The following is a 15265-nucleotide window of genomic DNA, read 5'->3' on the forward strand; positions in this document are numbered from 1 at the left end:
CGGACTTCCAGATCGCGCCGCCCTCCGAGCCGGTCAAGGCCCGCCGCACCACCCGCCCCCGCAAGGTCGCGGAGGCCGCTCCGGCCGCCGAGGCCGCTCCGGTGGCCGTGGCCGAGGAGGCCCCGGTCAAGCCGAAGCGCACCCGCAAGGTCGCGGTCGCCGAGACTGCCCCGGAACCGGACTTCCAGATCGCGCCGCCCTCCGAGCCGGTCAAGGCCCGCCGCACCACCCGCCCCCGCAAGGTCGCGGAGGCCGCTCCGGCCGCCGAGGCCGCGGAGGCTCCCGCGAAGCCGAAGCGCACCCGGACCCGCAAGGTCGCCGAGGCGTAGGCCCGCTCCGCCGTACCGACGGCCCCGGTCCCCTGTCGTAGGGGGCCGGGGCCGTTGCCGTACTCCTACGGGCCGGTAACCTCGGGCCATGAGCAAGCCGCCCCGCCTCACGCTGCCGTCCGACGCCCGCGCGTACCGCCTCACCACCGCACGGGGCGCTTTCGCCGTGCACGAGGCCGGAGCGCCGACCCGGGGGACCGCCCTGCTGGTGCCGGGCTTCACGGGCAGCAAGGAGGACTTCATCGGCCTGCTGGAACCGCTGGCGGCTGCCGGTTACCGGGTCGTCGCCGTCGACGGCCGGGGCCAGCACGAGAGCCCCGGCCCCCGGGAGGAGGCGGCGTACGCCCTGGAGGAGCTGGCGCTGGACGTACTCGCGCAGGCCGAGGCCCTCGACGGGGGCCCCGTCCACCTGGTCGGCCACTCCCTGGGCGGACTGATCGCCCGCGCCGCCGTCCTGCGCGACCCGTCGCCCTTTGCCTCGCTCACCCTGATGAGCAGCGGTCCCGCGGCGATCTCCGAGGAGCAGCAGGCCCGTACGAAGCTGCTGGTGGCGGCGCTGGAGGCGATGCGCGGGGACATGGCCGGCATCTGGACGGCGATGCGTGCGCACGATCCGCAGGACGCGGTCCCGGACTCCCCCGAGCTGGCGCGCTTCCTGCGCGAGCGCTGGCTGGCCACCGTCCCGGAGCAGCTGATGGCCACGGGCCGCATCCTGGTCTCCGAGCCGGACCGGGTCGAGGAGCTGAGCCGGGTGGAGCTGCCCAAGCTCGTCGTGTCGGGGGAGGTCGACTACGCGTGGCCGGTGCCGCTGATGGACGACATGACAGATCGGCTCGGCGCTGAGCGCGTGGTGGTGCCGGGTGCCGAACACTCGCCGAACGCGGAGAACCCGCTGGTCACGGCGGGTGCACTGGCCGCGTTCTGGCAGTCGGTCGTTAGCGAGTGAAAAAATTTCCTTAGCGTAGGGAATGTTTGCCTCTTACACTTCGTTGGAACAGTGCAAGGAGAACACTGACGAAGGGAGAAGCCCGTGCGCTTCGAGATTCTGCGCCTGGACGATGTCGACGGATCCGCCGTGGACAGCACCGTCGTGGACGCGGCCTCCGTCAACCGGATCGTGCAGCAGGCCGCGTCGATCGGCCAGCGCATTCTGATCCGACCGGCCGAGAGTGCGTCCTCCTGACACTCCGCACCACCGACGACGTCGACGCCCCCCTGACCGAGAGCCGGCCAGGGGGGCGTTTGCCTGCCCAGGTGCCGGTCAGGCCCCGTGCACGACCTGCAGCACGCCGTTGATGATCTGCTGCACGGCAATGGCGGAGAGCATCATGCCGGCGAGCCGGGTCACGAGGACGACGCCGCCGTCCTTGATGATCCGGATGATCACGAGCGAGTAGCGCATGGTGAGCCACAGGACCACGTGCATGGCGGCGATGGCGGTCCACACCGACAGCTGGCCGCTGAAGCCGTCGGCCTTCTGCACGGCGAGGATGACGGAGACGATCGCACCGGGCCCGGCCAGCAGCGGCATGCCGAGCGGGACGAGCGCGACGTTCACGTCCTTGGTCTGCTTCGGCTCGTCGGTCTTGCCGGTGAGCAGGTCGAGTGCGATGAGCAGGAGCAGCAGACCACCGGCGATCATCAGCGCGGGTACGGAGACGTGCAGGTAGTCCAGGATCTGCTGGCCGCAGACACCGAAGACGGCGATGACGCCGAACGCCACACAGACGGCCTGCCAGGCCATGCGGCGCTGCACCTTGGCGGGGCGGCCGGAGGTCAGGGCGAGGAAGATCGGCGTGATGCCCGGCGGGTCCATAATCACAAAAAGCGTGAGAAAAAGGGATCCGAAGACGGCGAAGTCGAACACAGTGATGCCTTGCAGGAGAGAGGGGTGTTTCCAGGGAAGAGATGAGGGCGCCTAGGCGCGGGCGTCTCCACCGGCGCCGGGAACGGGGAAGGCCCCCGTCGCGCGGCGCGTGATCTCGCCGAAGATCTCGGGGTCGGTCGTGTACTCCCCGAGGCGGCAGGTCTTGCGGCTGCCGTGGTAGTCGCTGGAACCGGTCGTCAGCAGACCCAGCTCGTCGGCCAGGGCGCTCAGCCGGGCGCGCGTGTCGGCGTCGTGGTCCATGTGGTCCACCTCGATGCCGTCCAGGCCCGCGGCGGCGAGCTCGGCTATCGAAGACTCGGGCACGCAGTGGCCGCGCTTGGCGGCGCCGGGGTGCGCGAACACGGTGACGCCGCCGGCCGCCTTGACCAGGCGGATGGCGTCGAAGGGGTCGAGCTCGTGCTTCTCCGCGTACGCGCGGCCGCCGTCGGCGAGCCAGTCCGCGGTGAACGCGTCGGACACGGTGGGCACGACGCCCAGCTCGACGAGGGCGGTGGCGATGTGCGGCCGGCCGACGGAGCCGCCGCCGGCGATGCGGGCCACCTGCTCCCAGGTGACGTCGACGCCGAGGGCCCGCAGCTTGCCGATCATGGCCTGGGCGCGGGGGGTGCGGTCGTCGCGGACGAGCTCCCGCTCACGGGCGAACTCCGGTTCCTCGGCGTCGAAGAGGTACGCCAGCATGTGCACGCCGATGCCGTCGAGCCGGCAGGACAGCTCGATCCCGGGTACGAGGGTGAGACCGGCCGGTACGGCGGCGATGGCCTCGGGGTATCCCCTGACGGTGTCGTGGTCGGTCAGCGCCACCACGTCGAGCCCGGCGGCGGCCGCATTGCGGACCAGCTCGGCGGGGCTGTCGGTCCCGTCGGACGCGGTGGAGTGGGCGTGCAGGTCGATGCGCACGGCCGTGGCTCCAGGGTTAGCGGTGACGGGGGACACCTCAGGATACCTTCCGCCAGGACCGGATGTACCGGGCACGCAGGCGGGGCGGGCCAGGCCGGACACCGGCCCGGCCGGGGCTACGGCCCCAGGATCCGCGGGCTGAGCGCTCCACACGGCAGCAGTTCGAGCTCCGCCCCCGCGTCCCGCAGATCCGCCAGCACCAGTTCGTCGTACATCAGCAGCCCCGACTGCTCGGGCCACACCACCGCCCACAGCCACATCCCGCGCGCCTCGCCCGCGAAGACCGCCCGGTCTTCCGGGACGCCGTTCAGGTGCCACAGCGGCGTCGGCCGGCCCCCCGCCACCACCTTGGCGTGGGGCGGGGACGACACGTCGATGTACGCCCCCGGGTCCGGCCCGTCGATCCCCGCGAACCGCGCGCCCAGGCCGACGCCCAGTTCCTCCGCGATGAGCAGCAGTTCACCCATGCCGCCCAGCGGCCCGGGGCCCGAGCAGGCCACCGCCGTCCCGCGCCCCCCGCTGCGGTCGTCCCCGGCGGCCGCCACTCCGGTGAACAGCCACCCCAGCGGCAGCGGCCACGGCATCCACACCGGCACCTGGGCCCGGTTCACCACCACGCCCAAGCCCTCGACGCTGGGCGGGATCACGGGTTGCAGGGGATACACCGCGCCGTGCACCGCGCACTGCCAGGAGTCGGAGAAGAGGCCGGGCGCCCTGACCCGGCCACCGCATTTCGGGCAACTCGGTTCGCCCCTCATAAGATGCCACGCTCCTCCCCGCCCGGCGCGCCGTCAAGGCGCGATCACCCGTCCGGATGTGTCAGTCCAGCGTCACCGCGGTACGGAGAGGGTCCCGCAGATCCGTGCCGTGCGCGAGCCAGCGTTCCTGGAGGGCGGCGGCGCCGTGGACCCGCTTCCAGGCAGCCTCGTTCGCCGTCATGGGCAGCAGGGGGAGGAACTGGACCGGGTCCATGGGCTCGTCCAGTTCCAGGTCCTCCACGAGCCCGCCCGGCTCCGCGACGAGCACGGAGGTGAAGGGCGCGCCGTCCCACAGCGGCCCGCCCACGTCCAGTGACGCCCCCGGGGCCACCACCAGCCCTTCGACCTGCGGCGACGCGGCCAGCACCGCGAGCGGCCGCAGGAGTTTGTCGGTGGGTGCGAGGCCCGCCCGCACGGTCAGCACCAGCTCGGCGCGCGGTCCGCGCACCGGGTCGGCGACGACGGCGGTCGGGTCGGTCATCGGGTGGGCGGACATGCCCAGGGTCGCGTACCGCACGAGGTCACCCTCGGCGAAGCGGAGCACCTCGATGCGGTCGGTCCCAAGGAAGGTGACGGAGGCGCGGGCGTCGGGTTCGCCGAGCGCACTGCGCAGCCGGGCCTCGACGAGAGCCAGAATTTCTGCCATGGAGCGAGCATAGAACTCGTATCAGGCGGGTAAAGGGCGGGTCTTGACCATCCGTCGGCTGATAGTGTTGATCGCTGATCGGGGCCGCGCGGAGAACTGCGTTTCAAGGCTCCGAAGACAGGACGTCCCTCATGGGGGACCGGCCGGAGGAGGTGGGGCTGCAATGGATCGAAGTCGATCGTGCAGTACCAACCGCTCTTCCACTCCCCGCAGGGGCATGCACCGCCCCGTTTGATCACCCGGCGATCCCTCGTGATCGCCCTCTGATCGGTCGAAGAGCGACGGCAGACCTTTGTCCTCCCGTCCTGTTCCTTCCGTCCGGACGCCCGGCCCTGCCCGCCGGTCCGAGACGGAGGGCCTCCCACCCGTACGGTTCGCAGCCGTGCGTGCGAAGGAGCCTGTCATGTCGATGCTGCCCTACCTGCGCGCCGCCGTCCGTCCCGCGCTGCGCCGGTCCACGCCCGCCCAGCCCGGCTACGACACCACCCGCGATCCGTCGGCGACCAGCGCGGTCGTCGACTGCGCCGTGTACCGCGACGGCCGGCGCGCGCTCGGGTCGGCGTGTCTGACGCCGCGTGAGGCGATGCGGAGGGTCCGCGAGGACGGCGGGTTCGCCTGGATCGGGCTGCACGAGCCGACCGAGGCCGAATTCGCGGGGATCGCCGCCACGTTCGGCCTGCACCCGCTCGCGGTGGAGGACGCGGTCCACGCCCACCAGCGGCCGAAGCTGGAACGCTACGACGACACGCTCTTCACCGTCTTCAAGACGATCCACTACGTCGAGCACGCCGAACTGACCGCCACCAGCGAGGTCGTGGAGACCGGCGAGGTGATGTGCTTCACCGGCCCCGACTTCGTCATCACGGTCCGGCACGGCGGCCAAGGCTCCCTCAAGGGCCTGCGCCACCGCCTGCAGGACGACCCCGATCTGCTGGCGAAGGGCCCCTCGTCGGTCCTGCACTCGATCGCCGACCACGTCGTCGACGGGTACATCGCGGTCGCGGCGGCCGTACAGGACGACATCGACGAGGTGGAGAGCGCGGTCTTCGCCGCGCCCGCCAAGGGCAGTGCGCGCGGGGGCGACGCGGGCCGCATCTACCAGCTCAAGCGGGAGGTGCTGGAGTTCAAGCGGGCGGTCGCCCCGCTGCTGCGGCCGATGGAGCTGCTGAGCGAGCGCCCGATGCGGCTGGTCGACCCGGACATCCAGAAGTACTTCCGCGACGTCGCCGACCACCTGGCGCGGGTGCACGAGCAGGTCGTCGGCTTCGACGAGCTGCTGAACTCGATCCTCCAGGCGAACCTCGCGCAGGCCACGGTCGCCCAGAACGAGGACATGCGCAAGATCACCTCCTGGGCGGCGATCATCGCCGTGCCGACGATGATCTGCGGGGTGTACGGCATGAACTTCGACCACATGCCGGAGCTGCACTGGCGCTACGGCTATCCGATGGTGATGGCCGCGATCGCCGGCAGCTGCTTCGCCATCCACCGGGCCCTGCGCCGCCACGGCTGGCTGTAGGGCCCCGCACGGCACCGCCTAGTCTGTGGGCATGACTCTCAGCACGCTCGACCTGGCCCTCGTCGAGGAGGCCACCAAGAAGTCCGGCCTGATCTGGGTCCGCGGCTCCGGGGCCGACCGCGCCCTGTGGCACGCCTGGGTGGACGGCGCGGCCCACGTGCTGGGCGGCGGCCCCGGGGAGCAGCCGCTGCCTGGGCTCGTCGACGCGGGCTCCGCCGAGGTGACGGTGCGCAGCAAGGACAAGGGCGGCCGGCTGGTGGCCTGGACCGCGGCCGTACGGGAGCTCACACCCCGCGGCGAGGCGTGGGAGGCGGCGGTGGCCGAGCTCAAGGGCAAGCGGCTGAACGCGCCCGACTCGGAGGAGATGACCGACCGCTGGGCGCGCGAGTGCCGGCTGCTGCGTCTGGAGCCGGTGGCGGCGAGCACCGACCTGCCGAGCGGCTCGCTGGCCGCCGCCCCGCCGGCTTCGCCCGCGATCACCCGCAGGCCGGTCCCGGCCGGGCTGCCGAAGCTGCTGCTCAAGCGGAAGAAGGCGGCCCGCTAGCCGGGGCCGCTCCTCCGGCTGCTCCTGCTGCTTTCCCCGCCGGCCGGGCTGCCCCACCTGCTTCCCGGCCCGCCCCGCTCCTCCTACTTGGTGGGGTTCGCGCCCTGCCCGGAGCCCTTGCCCGGGCTCGGACTCGGCGCGGAGTCGCCGCCCTGGTCCTTGGTCGTCGGCAGCTGCGACCCGTAGTCGACCGTCTGGTCCTGCGCGGGCGGGTCCAGCGGGAACGCCTTGCCCCAGTCGGTCAGGTCCACCCGCCCCGCGCCTCCGGCGCGCTCCATGCGCAGCGGGTACGGGGTCCCCTGCAGGGAGACCGAGAGTTTGCCGCCCTTGCCCTGGTCCGCGGTGACCTGGACCGCGCGGGTCGGTCCGACCTTGGTGTAGTCGCCCTTGGCGAGCTTGCCGTCGAGCCCGAGCAGCCCGTCCAGCAGGACGTGCATGTCGGTGAACCCGCGGAACTGCTTGTAGGTGGGGTCGCTCTGGGGGACCTTCACGTACTTGTCGCCGAGCTTGCCCGCCGAGTCCGACTTCCCCCAGAACGCCGCGCTGGCCTTCAGGTACAGCTGGTCGCCCACGCGCAGCAGCTGGAAGGTGTCCTCCTGCGACTTGACCTCGCCGGAGCCGCCGTCCTTGCCGAGCCGCATGTCGAGCGTGAAGGACTTGCCGCCGCTGACGAGCGTGCCGGACAGGTGTACGGAGTCGGCGGATCCTGCCGCGGCCTTCGCCTTGTCCTCGATCTGGTCGGCGGAGAGCTTGCCGACGCCGTTCGTGCCCTCGTCGGGATCCGCCCCGCAGCCCGTGCCGGTGACGGCCAGGCCCGCGCACAGGACACCGACGAAGGCCGCCCGGCGCAGCCGTGCGGCGGGGAAGTAGGCGGTCACGGGCAGGTGCCTCTCGTCGTGCGCGGTCGAGCCGGGTGGGTCCTGGTCGAGCGGGGTGGGAGCGTCGTGGAGCGTTGCCGGGCAGCAGGCAGCGTACCCGCCCGTACCCGCGCACCCGGGGGGTGGTCGGCCGGGCAGCCCGGGCGGACCCGCCTGCCAGGGCGTCCGCTGCGGGCACGGGCTAGCCTGAGGGGCGCAAGGACTGTTGATCGACGCTTGAGGAGGCGCTCGCATGGCCGGTGGCGCCCCACGGATCTTCGTCTCCCATCTGTCGGGTGTGCCCGTCTTCGACCCCAACGGCGACCAGGTGGGCCGCGTCCGCGACCTGGTGGCGATGCTGCGCGTCGGCGGGCGGCCTCCGCGGCTGCTGGGCCTGGTGGTCGAGGTGGTCAGCCGACGGCGGATCTTCCTGCCCATGACCCGGGTCACCGGGGTGGAGTCCGGGCAGGTCATCACGACCGGTGTCGTCAACATGCGGCGGTTCGAACAGCGTCCCACCGAGCGGCTGATCCTCGGTGAGCTGCTGGACCGCCGGGTGAAGCTGGTCTCGACCGGCGAGGAGGTCACCGTCCTGGACGTGGCCATCCAGCAGCTGCCGGCCCGCCGCGACTGGGAGATCGACCGGATCTTCGTCCGCAAGGGCAAGGGCGGCGCACTGCGCCGGCGCGGGGAGACGCTGACCGTGGAGTGGTCGGCGGTCACCGGCTTCTCGCTGGAGGAGGAGGGCCAGGGCGCCGAGAACCTGGTGGCGACCTTCGAGCAGATGCGCCCGGCCGACGTGGCGAGCGTCCTGCACCACCTGACGCCGAAGCGGCGCGCCGAGGTGGCCAGCGCCCTCGACGACGACCGGCTCGCGGACGTCATGGAGGAGCTTCCCGAGGACGAACAGGTGGAGATCCTCGGCAAGCTGAAGGAGGAGCGCGCCGCCGACGTCCTGGAGGCGATGGACCCGGACGACGCGGCCGACCTGCTCTCGGAGCTCCCGGAACACGACCAGGAGCGGCTGCTGACGCTGATGCAGCCCGATGACGCGGCGGACGTGCGCCGCCTGCTGTCGTACGAGGAGAACACCGCGGGCGGCCTGATGACGACCGAGCCGATCGTGCTGCGGCCGGACGCGACGGTGGCGGACGCGCTGGCCCGCGTACGGCAGGCGGACCTGTCGCCCGCGCTGGCGGCGCAGGTGTACGTGTGCCGGCCGCCGGACGAGACGCCGACCGGCAAGTACCTGGGTACGGTGCACTTCCAGCGGCTGCTGCGCGACCCGCCCTTCACCCTGGTCAGCTCGATCGTCGACACGGGCCTGCCGCCGCTGACGCCGGACGCCTCGCTGCCGGTGGTGACCAGCTACCTCGCCGCGTACAACATGGTCGCGGTGCCGGTGGTCGACGAGAGCGGCTCGCTGCTGGGCGCGGTGACGGTGGACGACGTACTGGACCACCTGCTGCCGGAGGACTGGCGCGAGAAGGACTTCCACTCCGAGGAGGTCGTCCGTGGCCGGTGAGCGGGGGCGCGGGGACCAGGCGCGGGACCGCGAGCGGCGCCGGGAGCAGCTGCGCGAGCGGCGGGAGCGGCGCGAGCACGCCCGCGAGCACGGTGTGGCAGAGGCGGCCGAGCGGACCGAGCGGGCGGAGCGGGCGGAGCGGGCGGACCGCGCCGCCGAGCGGGCCGAACGGGCCAAGGCGGGGCTGGCCACCGGGTCGAGTGCGCTGACGCGCTCGCGGGTCCGCCTGGACCTGCCGCGGGCCAAGCGCCGCTCGCTGCTGCCCGAGTACGACCCCGAAGCCTTCGGGCGGCTGTCGGAGCGGGTGGCGCGCTTCCTCGGCACGGGCCGGTTCATCGTCTGGATGACGCTGGTCGTCGTCGTGTGGGTGCTGTGGAACGTCTTCGCGCCGGAGCACCTGCGCTTCGACCAGTACCCGTTCATCTTCCTGACGCTGATGCTGTCGCTGCAGGCCTCCTACGCCGCTCCGCTGATCCTGCTGGCGCAGAACCGGCAGGACGACCGGGACCGGGTCAACCTGGAGCAGGACCGCAAGCAGAACGAGCGTTCGATCGCGGACACCGAGTACCTGACCCGCGAGATCGCGGCGCTGCGCATGGGTCTGGGCGAGGTCGCGACCCGCGACTGGATCCGCTCGGAGTTCCAGGACCTGATCAAGGAGATGGACGAGCGGCGGCTGTTCCCGGCGGAGAGTGACGAAGGCGACCGCTAGCGGCCTTTCCGGAGGCAGGCTACCGAGCCGTACCATCGGGGCATGGCTACCGACACAAGCTCCGCCGCCGTGCCCGAGCAGGACGCGATCCTGGACGCGCTGGCGACGGTGAACGACCCTGAGATCCACCGGCCGATCACCGAGCTCGGCATGGTCAAATCGGTGGAGATCGGCGACGGCGGCGCCGTCGCCGTCACGGTCTACCTGACGGTGTCGGGCTGTCCCATGCGCGAGACCATCACGAAGAACGTCAGCGAGGCCGTGGAGAAGGTCGCGGGCGTCACCTCGGTGGCCGTCACGCTGGACGTGATGAGCGACGAGCAGCGCAAGGAGCTGGCGGCCTCGCTGCGCGGCGGCACCGCCGAGCGCGAGGTCCCGTTCGCCAAGCCGGGCTCGCTGACCCGCGTCTACGCGGTCGCCTCGGGCAAGGGCGGCGTCGGCAAGTCCTCGGTCACCGTCAACCTCGCCGCGGCGATGGCGGCGGACGGCCTGAAGGTCGGCGTCGTGGACGCGGACATCTACGGCCACAGCGTGCCGCGCATGCTGGGCGTGGACGGCCGCCCCACCCAGGTCGAGAACATGATCATGCCGCCGTCGGCGAACGGCGTGAAGGTCATCTCCATCGGCATGTTCACCCCGGGCAACGCCCCGGTGGTGTGGCGCGGGCCGATGCTGCACCGCGCCCTGCAGCAGTTCCTGGCGGACGTGTTCTGGGGCGACCTGGACGTGCTGCTGCTCGACCTGCCGCCGGGTACGGGCGACATCGCGATCTCCGTGGCCCAGCTGGTGCCCAACGCGGAGATCCTGGTCGTGACCACCCCGCAGCAGGCCGCGGCCGAGGTCGCGGAGCGGGCCGGCTCGATCGCCGTGCAGACCCACCAGAAGATCGTCGGCGTGGTCGAGAACATGGCCGGGCTGCCCTGCCCGCACTGCGACGAGATGGTCGACGTGTTCGGGACGGGCGGCGGCCAGAAGGTCGCCGACGGCCTCACCAAGACGGTCGGCGCGACGGTCCCGGTGCTGGGCTCCATCCCGATCGACGTCCGGCTGCGCGAGGGCGGCGACGAGGGCAAGCCCGTCGTCCTGTCGGACCCGGACTCCCCGGCGGGCGCGGCGCTGCGCACCATCGCGGGCAAGCTCGGCGGCCGCGCACGCGGGCTCGCGGGCATGTCGCTGGGCATCACCCCGCGCAACAAGTTCTGAGGGGCGGCGGCCCGGACCCGGGCCGCGCCGTGTGAGCCGTGTGAAGGGCACCGCTGGTCGGCGGTGCCCTTTGCCGTTCGCCCGGTACGTCCCGCGCGCCGCCTACTCGTAGGCGCTCAGGTCGCCGATCACCGAGAAGCCGAGCCCGTACGCGCTCATGCCCCGCCCGTAGGCGCCCAGGTGCACGCCGCCCCGCGTGGAGCCGGCCAGTACCCAGCCGAACTCCGACTCGCGGTAGTGGAAGGGGGTCGGCTCGCCGTCGACCGGCAGCGACAGCGTCGACCAGTCCGGCCCGTCGAGGTCGTCGGCGAGCTCCCAGGCCGCCTCGGTCTGCTGCTCCAGCCAGTCGTTGCGCAGGGTGTGGTCCATCTGGCCGGGCCAGCTGTAGGCCAGCAGCCCGGAACCGGCCAACCAGGCCGCCGAGGACACCGAGGTGGCCTCCAGGGTGCCGGTGCCGTCGCTGCTGCGGCGCAGCGGATTGCTCGCGACCGTGACGACCACCGCGAAGCGCTCCTTCTCGCCCGTCGCGAGCTCCCCGCGTACGGAGGGCTCGTCGCCGTGCCCGGTGGATCCGTGCTCGACGGTGCCGTCGGCTCCGGTGCCGACCTGCATGAGCCAGCGAGGGCCGGTGAAGGCCCCGTCCAGCCCGTACCAGGGGAACTCGGCCCGCAGGTACCCCTGGGCCGTCCGGCGGGCCGTCGGGACGGGCGTGGCCGCCTCCGGGGCGGCCTCGGGCGGCGCCTGCGGGGATGCAGGAGCCGGCGCGGCGGGTGCGGCAGGTGCGGCGGGCTCGGCGGCGGGCGCGGGTGCTTCGGCGGGCTGGGTCGCTACCCGGCTGCTGCTCGTCGTCTCCATCTGGGCGGCCTCTCGTTGCGTGGGGTCCGGAGCCGGCCCTCCCCCCCTCGCTTCGCTGGGGGGACCCTCCCCCTCACTCCGCTGGGGGACCCCCAAACCCTCGGGCGTCCCGGGTCCGGACTCATGGAGGATAGCCATCCGACCCGGGATCGCCTGGCAGGCCGCGCCTCAGGTGGCGTCGGCGTCGAAGGGGGCGCGCTGGTCGACGGCCGGGGCCGCGGGCTTCTTCAGCAGGTCCGGGCCGGTGGCGGCGGTCACGGCGGAGGCCCCGGAGGCGGGTGCGGTCTCCCGGCTGTTGACGGCGTCGGTGACCTCGTTCAGCTCCTTGCGGAGGTCGAAGCTGCTGCGGATCTCCCTGAGGTCCTCGTTCTCCGTCAGCTGCTTGCGGATGAACGTCTTCGGGTTCAGGTCCTCGAACTCGAAGTCCTTGAACTCCGGGCCGAGTTCGGAGCGGATGTCCTGCTTGGCGCTGTCCGAGAACGCGCGGATCTTCCGGATGAACCCGGACACGTCCTGGATCACCTTCGGCAGCTTGTCCGGACCGAAGACGAGAATGGCGAGCACCACGATCGTGACCAGTTCGAGTGCGCCTATGTCGTTGAACACCTTGCCGCTCCTCGGCTGTCTTCACTGCGGGCCCGCACCCACGGTACCCGGCGTTGTCCGACGGCCCCTACCTCGGTGCCGCATCCGCCGGGGTTTCTCCCCCGGACTTCGTCCCGGCGCCCCCGGCTCGTCATGATCCGTTGGCCGAACCGAGGACCATGTCCAGGGTGCGCTCCCGGCCCTCGCGGAGCACGGTCAGTTTCAGCGGGTCACCAGGGCGGTGGGCGCGGATCTTGACGATGAGCTCGTCGCCGCCGTGGACGCGCGTGCCGTCGACCTTGGTGATCACGTCGCCGCCCTTGAGCCCGGCCCGGTCCCCAGGCCCGTCGGGGGTGACGGCCGGTTTGCCGCCCTCGCCTCGGGTGGCGACGCGGGCCCCGTCTCCCGAGTACTCCATGTCGAGGGTGACCCCGATGACGGGGTGGGTGGCGCGGCCGGTGCGGATGAGCTCCTCGGCGACCCGCTTGCCCTGGTTGACCGGGATGGCGAAGCCGAGGCCGATGCTGCCGCTCTGCTTCGCGCTGTCGCCGCCGTTACCGCCCGCGTCGGCGCCGCGGATGGCGCTGTTGATGCCGATCACGTGGGCCTTGGCGTCGAGGAGGGGGCCGCCGGAGTTGCCGGGGTTGATCGGCGCGTCGGTCTGCAGGGCGTCGACGTAGCTGATGTCGCTGCCGTCGCCCTTGTCGCCGCCCGCGGTGATGGGCCGGCCCGTGGCGCTGATGATCCCGGCGGTGACGGTGTTGGAGAGGTCGAAGGGCGCGCCGATGGCCACGACCGGGTCGCCGACCTTGACGTTCTCGGAGTTCCCGAGGGCCAGCGGCCTCAGGCCCCTTACGCCGTCGACCTTGACCACGGCCAGGTCGTAGCCGGTGTCGCGGCCGATGAGTTCGGCGGTGACGCTGTCGCCCGTGCTGAAGGTGACCGTTATGTCCTTGGCCCCTGCGACGACGTGGTTGTTGGTCAGGATGTGCCCCTGCGCGTCGAGCACGAACCCGGTGCCGGTGCCGCCGCCGCCCGCGCTGCCGCGGACGTGCAGGGTCACCACCCCGGGGAGCGCGGCGGCGGCGATGCCGGCCACGCTGTCGGGGGCGCGGTCCTTGGCCTCCGCGGCCGCCTGCGGGAGCTCCAGGCGGGCGCCGGCCCGGCGCTCGGCGAGTACGCCGACGTAGCCGCCGATGCCGCCTGCGAGGAGGGCGGTGCCGAGGCCGAGGGCGACGGCCTGGCGCAGCACGAGGCCGCGGGCGGGCACCGGCGCCGACCTGCCGCCGTCCACCGTGTGGAACGGGCCGGCGGCCCAGGGGTCGTAGCCGGCGGGGGGCGCGCCCGCGGACCCGTCGGGCCGGCTCCACCAGGACGGAGCCGGTTCGGACTGCTGACTGTCGGCCATGGGCGCTCCCCGCGTACCTGTATCTCCGCGGCCGATTCAACCACCCCCAGGGGGTGTCCGGCGGATCACCGGCGGGTCCGAAGTCCGCGCAGGGCCCGGCTCAGGGCCTCAGCGACACCGGCTGCGGCGAGGGGGACAGCCAGGGATGCACCAGGGGTCGGGCGGTGAAGCCCGGCGCGGGGACGCGGTCGCGGGCCACGGCATCGGACACCGGGACCGCGGGTCCCGGCCTCGTCGCGGGGGCCTCGCCGTGCATCCGCGGGTCCACCACCCCGTCCGCCGGCAGGGAGCCGCCCAGCGCGAACGCGGCCAGCGACACCGCCCCGGCCGCGACGAAGGCGAAGCGCCGCCTCGGCCGCCCCACCTCGTGGATGCGGAAGCCCTGCTGCGGCGCGGTCGGTGCCACATGTCCGAACGGTCCCGACGGCCCGTCAGGGCCGTCCTCCGGCAGCCCCTGCAGGCGCGCCAGCAGACCCGCCGACAGGGGCGGCGGGGCACTTTCCACGAACATCGACTTCACCCGGCGCTGCGCGTCGGCCTCGGCCTTGCACTTCGCACAGGTGGCCAGGTGCGCCAGGACCCGCTCCCGCGCGTCATGGCTCAACTCCCCGTCCACCAGGGCGGCGAGACGGTCACCCAGGTGCTGTTCGGCAGGGGACGGACTGACTCCGCTCACTCGGCTCCGCCCTCTCCCCCGGCACCGGGCGTGCCCACCGCCGCCCCCGCCAGCGCACGCTGCTGGGCGCGGGCGCCGGGAGACCGGTGCTTGAGGGCCTTGCGCAGGTGCGAGCGGCCGCGGTGGATGCGGCTGCGCACGGTGCCGAGCTTGACCCCGAGCGTCGCGGCGATCTCCTCGTACGAGAGGCCTTCGATGTCGCACAGCACCACGGCGGCGCGGAACTCGGGCGCGAGCGTGTCGAGCGCCTGCTGCACATCGGCGTCGAAGTGGGTGTCGTGGAGCACCTGCTGCGGGGACGGCTCGCGGCTCGGCAGCCGCTCGGCGGCGTCGTCGGCGAGCGCGTCGAAGCGGATCCGCTGCTTGCGGCGGACCATGTCCAGGAAGAGGTTGGTGGTGATCCGGTGGAGCCAGCCCTCGAAGGTGCCCGGCGTGTAGGTGGACAGCGAGCGGAAGACGCGGACGAAGACCTCCTGAGTCAGGTCCTCGGCATCGTGCTGGTTGCCCGTCAGACGGTAGGCGAGGCGGTAGACCCGCGCACTGTGCGTGCTGACGATCTCCTCCCATGAGGGAGGGGTCCACGCCTGGGTGCCCGCATCGGCGGCAAAGGTCGCGGTGGTTGCGGTGGCAGCGGTGTGGAAGCGGTCAGCAATGTCGGTCACGGATTTCGGCTCACCAGCCGACCAGAAGAGGCGTCGGAATACACCTCCACGATCCACAGGCGCAGCCGCACCTCCCCTATCGGCTCTGGTGGTGTCCAGTGGAGTCCCTACCATAGCCACCCCTCCCGTCAGCTCCGGATAAGTGTTTTTGCAGTAACTTTGCACGGCCCTTCGGCCCTCCGGGCCGCCGATCTGCCCGGT

General features: G+C 72.5%; 15 protein-coding genes and 3 pseudogenes. 8 read left to right on the forward strand and 10 right to left on the reverse strand.

The genetic code is table 11. The annotated features are described in order from the left end of the window. The 3 genes and pseudogenes from AB0B01_RS22715 to AB0B01_RS22725 all read left to right on the forward strand — a co-directional run. Positions 1-329, forward strand: a pseudogene (locus AB0B01_RS22715) (hypothetical protein); the annotation flags it as partial. Positions 330-417: 88 nt separating this feature from the next. Further along, positions 418-1275: an alpha/beta hydrolase gene (locus tag AB0B01_RS22720; protein WP_361721952.1), complete on the forward strand. Its 858-nt coding sequence runs from the start codon at positions 418-420 to the stop codon at positions 1273-1275. 84 nt (positions 1276-1359) lie between these two features. Then, on the forward strand, positions 1360-1512 hold the full coding sequence (locus AB0B01_RS22725; protein WP_174250346.1) for a hypothetical protein: 153 nt from the start codon (positions 1360-1362) through the stop codon (positions 1510-1512). Between the two features lie 78 nt (positions 1513-1590). Here the strand turns inward: AB0B01_RS22725 and AB0B01_RS22730 are convergent, their stop codons facing one another. From AB0B01_RS22730 to AB0B01_RS22745, 4 genes are all read right to left on the reverse strand, one after another. Continuing rightward, positions 1591-2196: a MarC family protein gene (locus AB0B01_RS22730; protein WP_361721955.1), complete on the reverse strand. Its 606-nt coding sequence runs from the start codon at positions 2194-2196 to the stop codon at positions 1591-1593. A gap of 51 nt (positions 2197-2247) precedes the next feature. Beyond that, positions 2248-3114, reverse strand: coding sequence for a PHP domain-containing protein (locus AB0B01_RS22735; protein ID WP_361721958.1), 867 nt, complete (start codon positions 3112-3114; stop codon positions 2248-2250). 116 nt (positions 3115-3230) lie between these two features. Further along, a complete protein-coding gene (locus tag AB0B01_RS22740; RefSeq protein WP_361721961.1) occupies positions 3231-3872 on the reverse strand; it encodes a DUF6758 family protein in 642 nt (213 codons plus the stop codon). A gap of 61 nt (positions 3873-3933) precedes the next feature. Continuing rightward, positions 3934-4518 (reverse strand): suppressor of fused domain protein, encoded by a 585-nt coding sequence (locus AB0B01_RS22745; protein WP_361721964.1) that lies wholly within the window; start codon positions 4516-4518, stop codon positions 3934-3936. 403 nt (positions 4519-4921) lie between these two features. Between AB0B01_RS22745 and AB0B01_RS22750 the strand changes: the two genes are divergently transcribed. Together AB0B01_RS22750 and AB0B01_RS22755 are read left to right on the forward strand one after the other, a co-directional pair. Beyond that, entirely contained in the window at positions 4922-6037 is a 1116-nt protein-coding gene (locus AB0B01_RS22750) for a magnesium and cobalt transport protein CorA (protein ID WP_361721967.1), read from the forward strand. Between the two features lie 31 nt (positions 6038-6068). Beyond that, positions 6069-6581, forward strand: a complete 513-nt coding sequence (locus tag AB0B01_RS22755; protein ID WP_361721970.1) for a hypothetical protein — start codon at positions 6069-6071, stop codon at positions 6579-6581. A gap of 83 nt (positions 6582-6664) precedes the next feature. Here AB0B01_RS22755 and AB0B01_RS22760 read toward each other — a convergent pair whose 3' ends face one another. Further along, positions 6665-7459 carry a hypothetical protein gene (locus AB0B01_RS22760; protein ID WP_361721973.1) on the reverse strand — a complete coding sequence of 265 codons (795 nt, stop codon included), beginning with the start codon at positions 7457-7459 and terminating at the stop codon, positions 6665-6667. A 232-nt stretch (positions 7460-7691) separates the two neighbouring features. Between AB0B01_RS22760 and AB0B01_RS22765 the strand changes: the two genes are divergently transcribed. The 3 genes from AB0B01_RS22765 to AB0B01_RS22775 all read left to right on the forward strand — a co-directional run bounded on the left by AB0B01_RS22765 (position 7692) and on the right by AB0B01_RS22775 (position 10878). After that, complete coding sequence (locus AB0B01_RS22765; protein WP_361721976.1) at positions 7692-8963, forward strand: CBS domain-containing protein; 1272 nt, start codon at positions 7692-7694, stop codon at positions 8961-8963. A gap of 184 nt (positions 8964-9147) precedes the next feature. Further along, positions 9148-9675 carry a DUF1003 domain-containing protein gene (locus AB0B01_RS22770; RefSeq protein ID WP_361722069.1) on the forward strand — a complete coding sequence of 176 codons (528 nt, stop codon included), beginning with the start codon at positions 9148-9150 and terminating at the stop codon, positions 9673-9675. A gap of 69 nt (positions 9676-9744) precedes the next feature. Next, entirely contained in the window at positions 9745-10878 is a 1134-nt protein-coding gene (locus AB0B01_RS22775) for an Mrp/NBP35 family ATP-binding protein (protein WP_361722072.1), read from the forward strand. A gap of 102 nt (positions 10879-10980) precedes the next feature. Here the strand turns inward: AB0B01_RS22775 and AB0B01_RS22780 are convergent, their stop codons facing one another. The 5 genes and pseudogenes from AB0B01_RS22780 to sigE form a co-directional block, all read right to left on the reverse strand. Further along, positions 10981-11733, reverse strand: a complete 753-nt coding sequence (locus tag AB0B01_RS22780) for a hypothetical protein (protein WP_361721979.1) — start codon at positions 11731-11733, stop codon at positions 10981-10983. A gap of 168 nt (positions 11734-11901) precedes the next feature. After that, positions 11902-12339 carry a sec-independent translocase gene (locus AB0B01_RS22785; RefSeq protein ID WP_361721982.1) on the reverse strand — a complete coding sequence of 146 codons (438 nt, stop codon included), beginning with the start codon at positions 12337-12339 and terminating at the stop codon, positions 11902-11904. A gap of 130 nt (positions 12340-12469) precedes the next feature. Next, positions 12470-13534, reverse strand: a pseudogene (locus AB0B01_RS22790) (trypsin-like peptidase domain-containing protein); the annotation flags it as partial. A 472-nt stretch (positions 13535-14006) separates the two neighbouring features. Further along, positions 14007-14402 (reverse strand): annotated as a pseudogene (locus AB0B01_RS22795) (zf-HC2 domain-containing protein); the annotation flags it as partial. Then, on the reverse strand, positions 14399-15178 hold the full coding sequence (gene sigE / locus AB0B01_RS22800) for an RNA polymerase sigma factor SigE (protein WP_361721985.1): 780 nt from the start codon (positions 15176-15178) through the stop codon (positions 14399-14401). The pseudogene AB0B01_RS22795 and the gene sigE, both read right to left, overlap by 4 nt. Positions 15179-15265: the final 87 nt, after the last annotated feature.

Source organism: Streptomyces sp. NPDC044571 (assembly GCF_040647115.1).
In the GTDB taxonomy this organism is placed as follows: domain Bacteria; phylum Actinomycetota; class Actinomycetes; order Streptomycetales; family Streptomycetaceae; genus Streptomyces.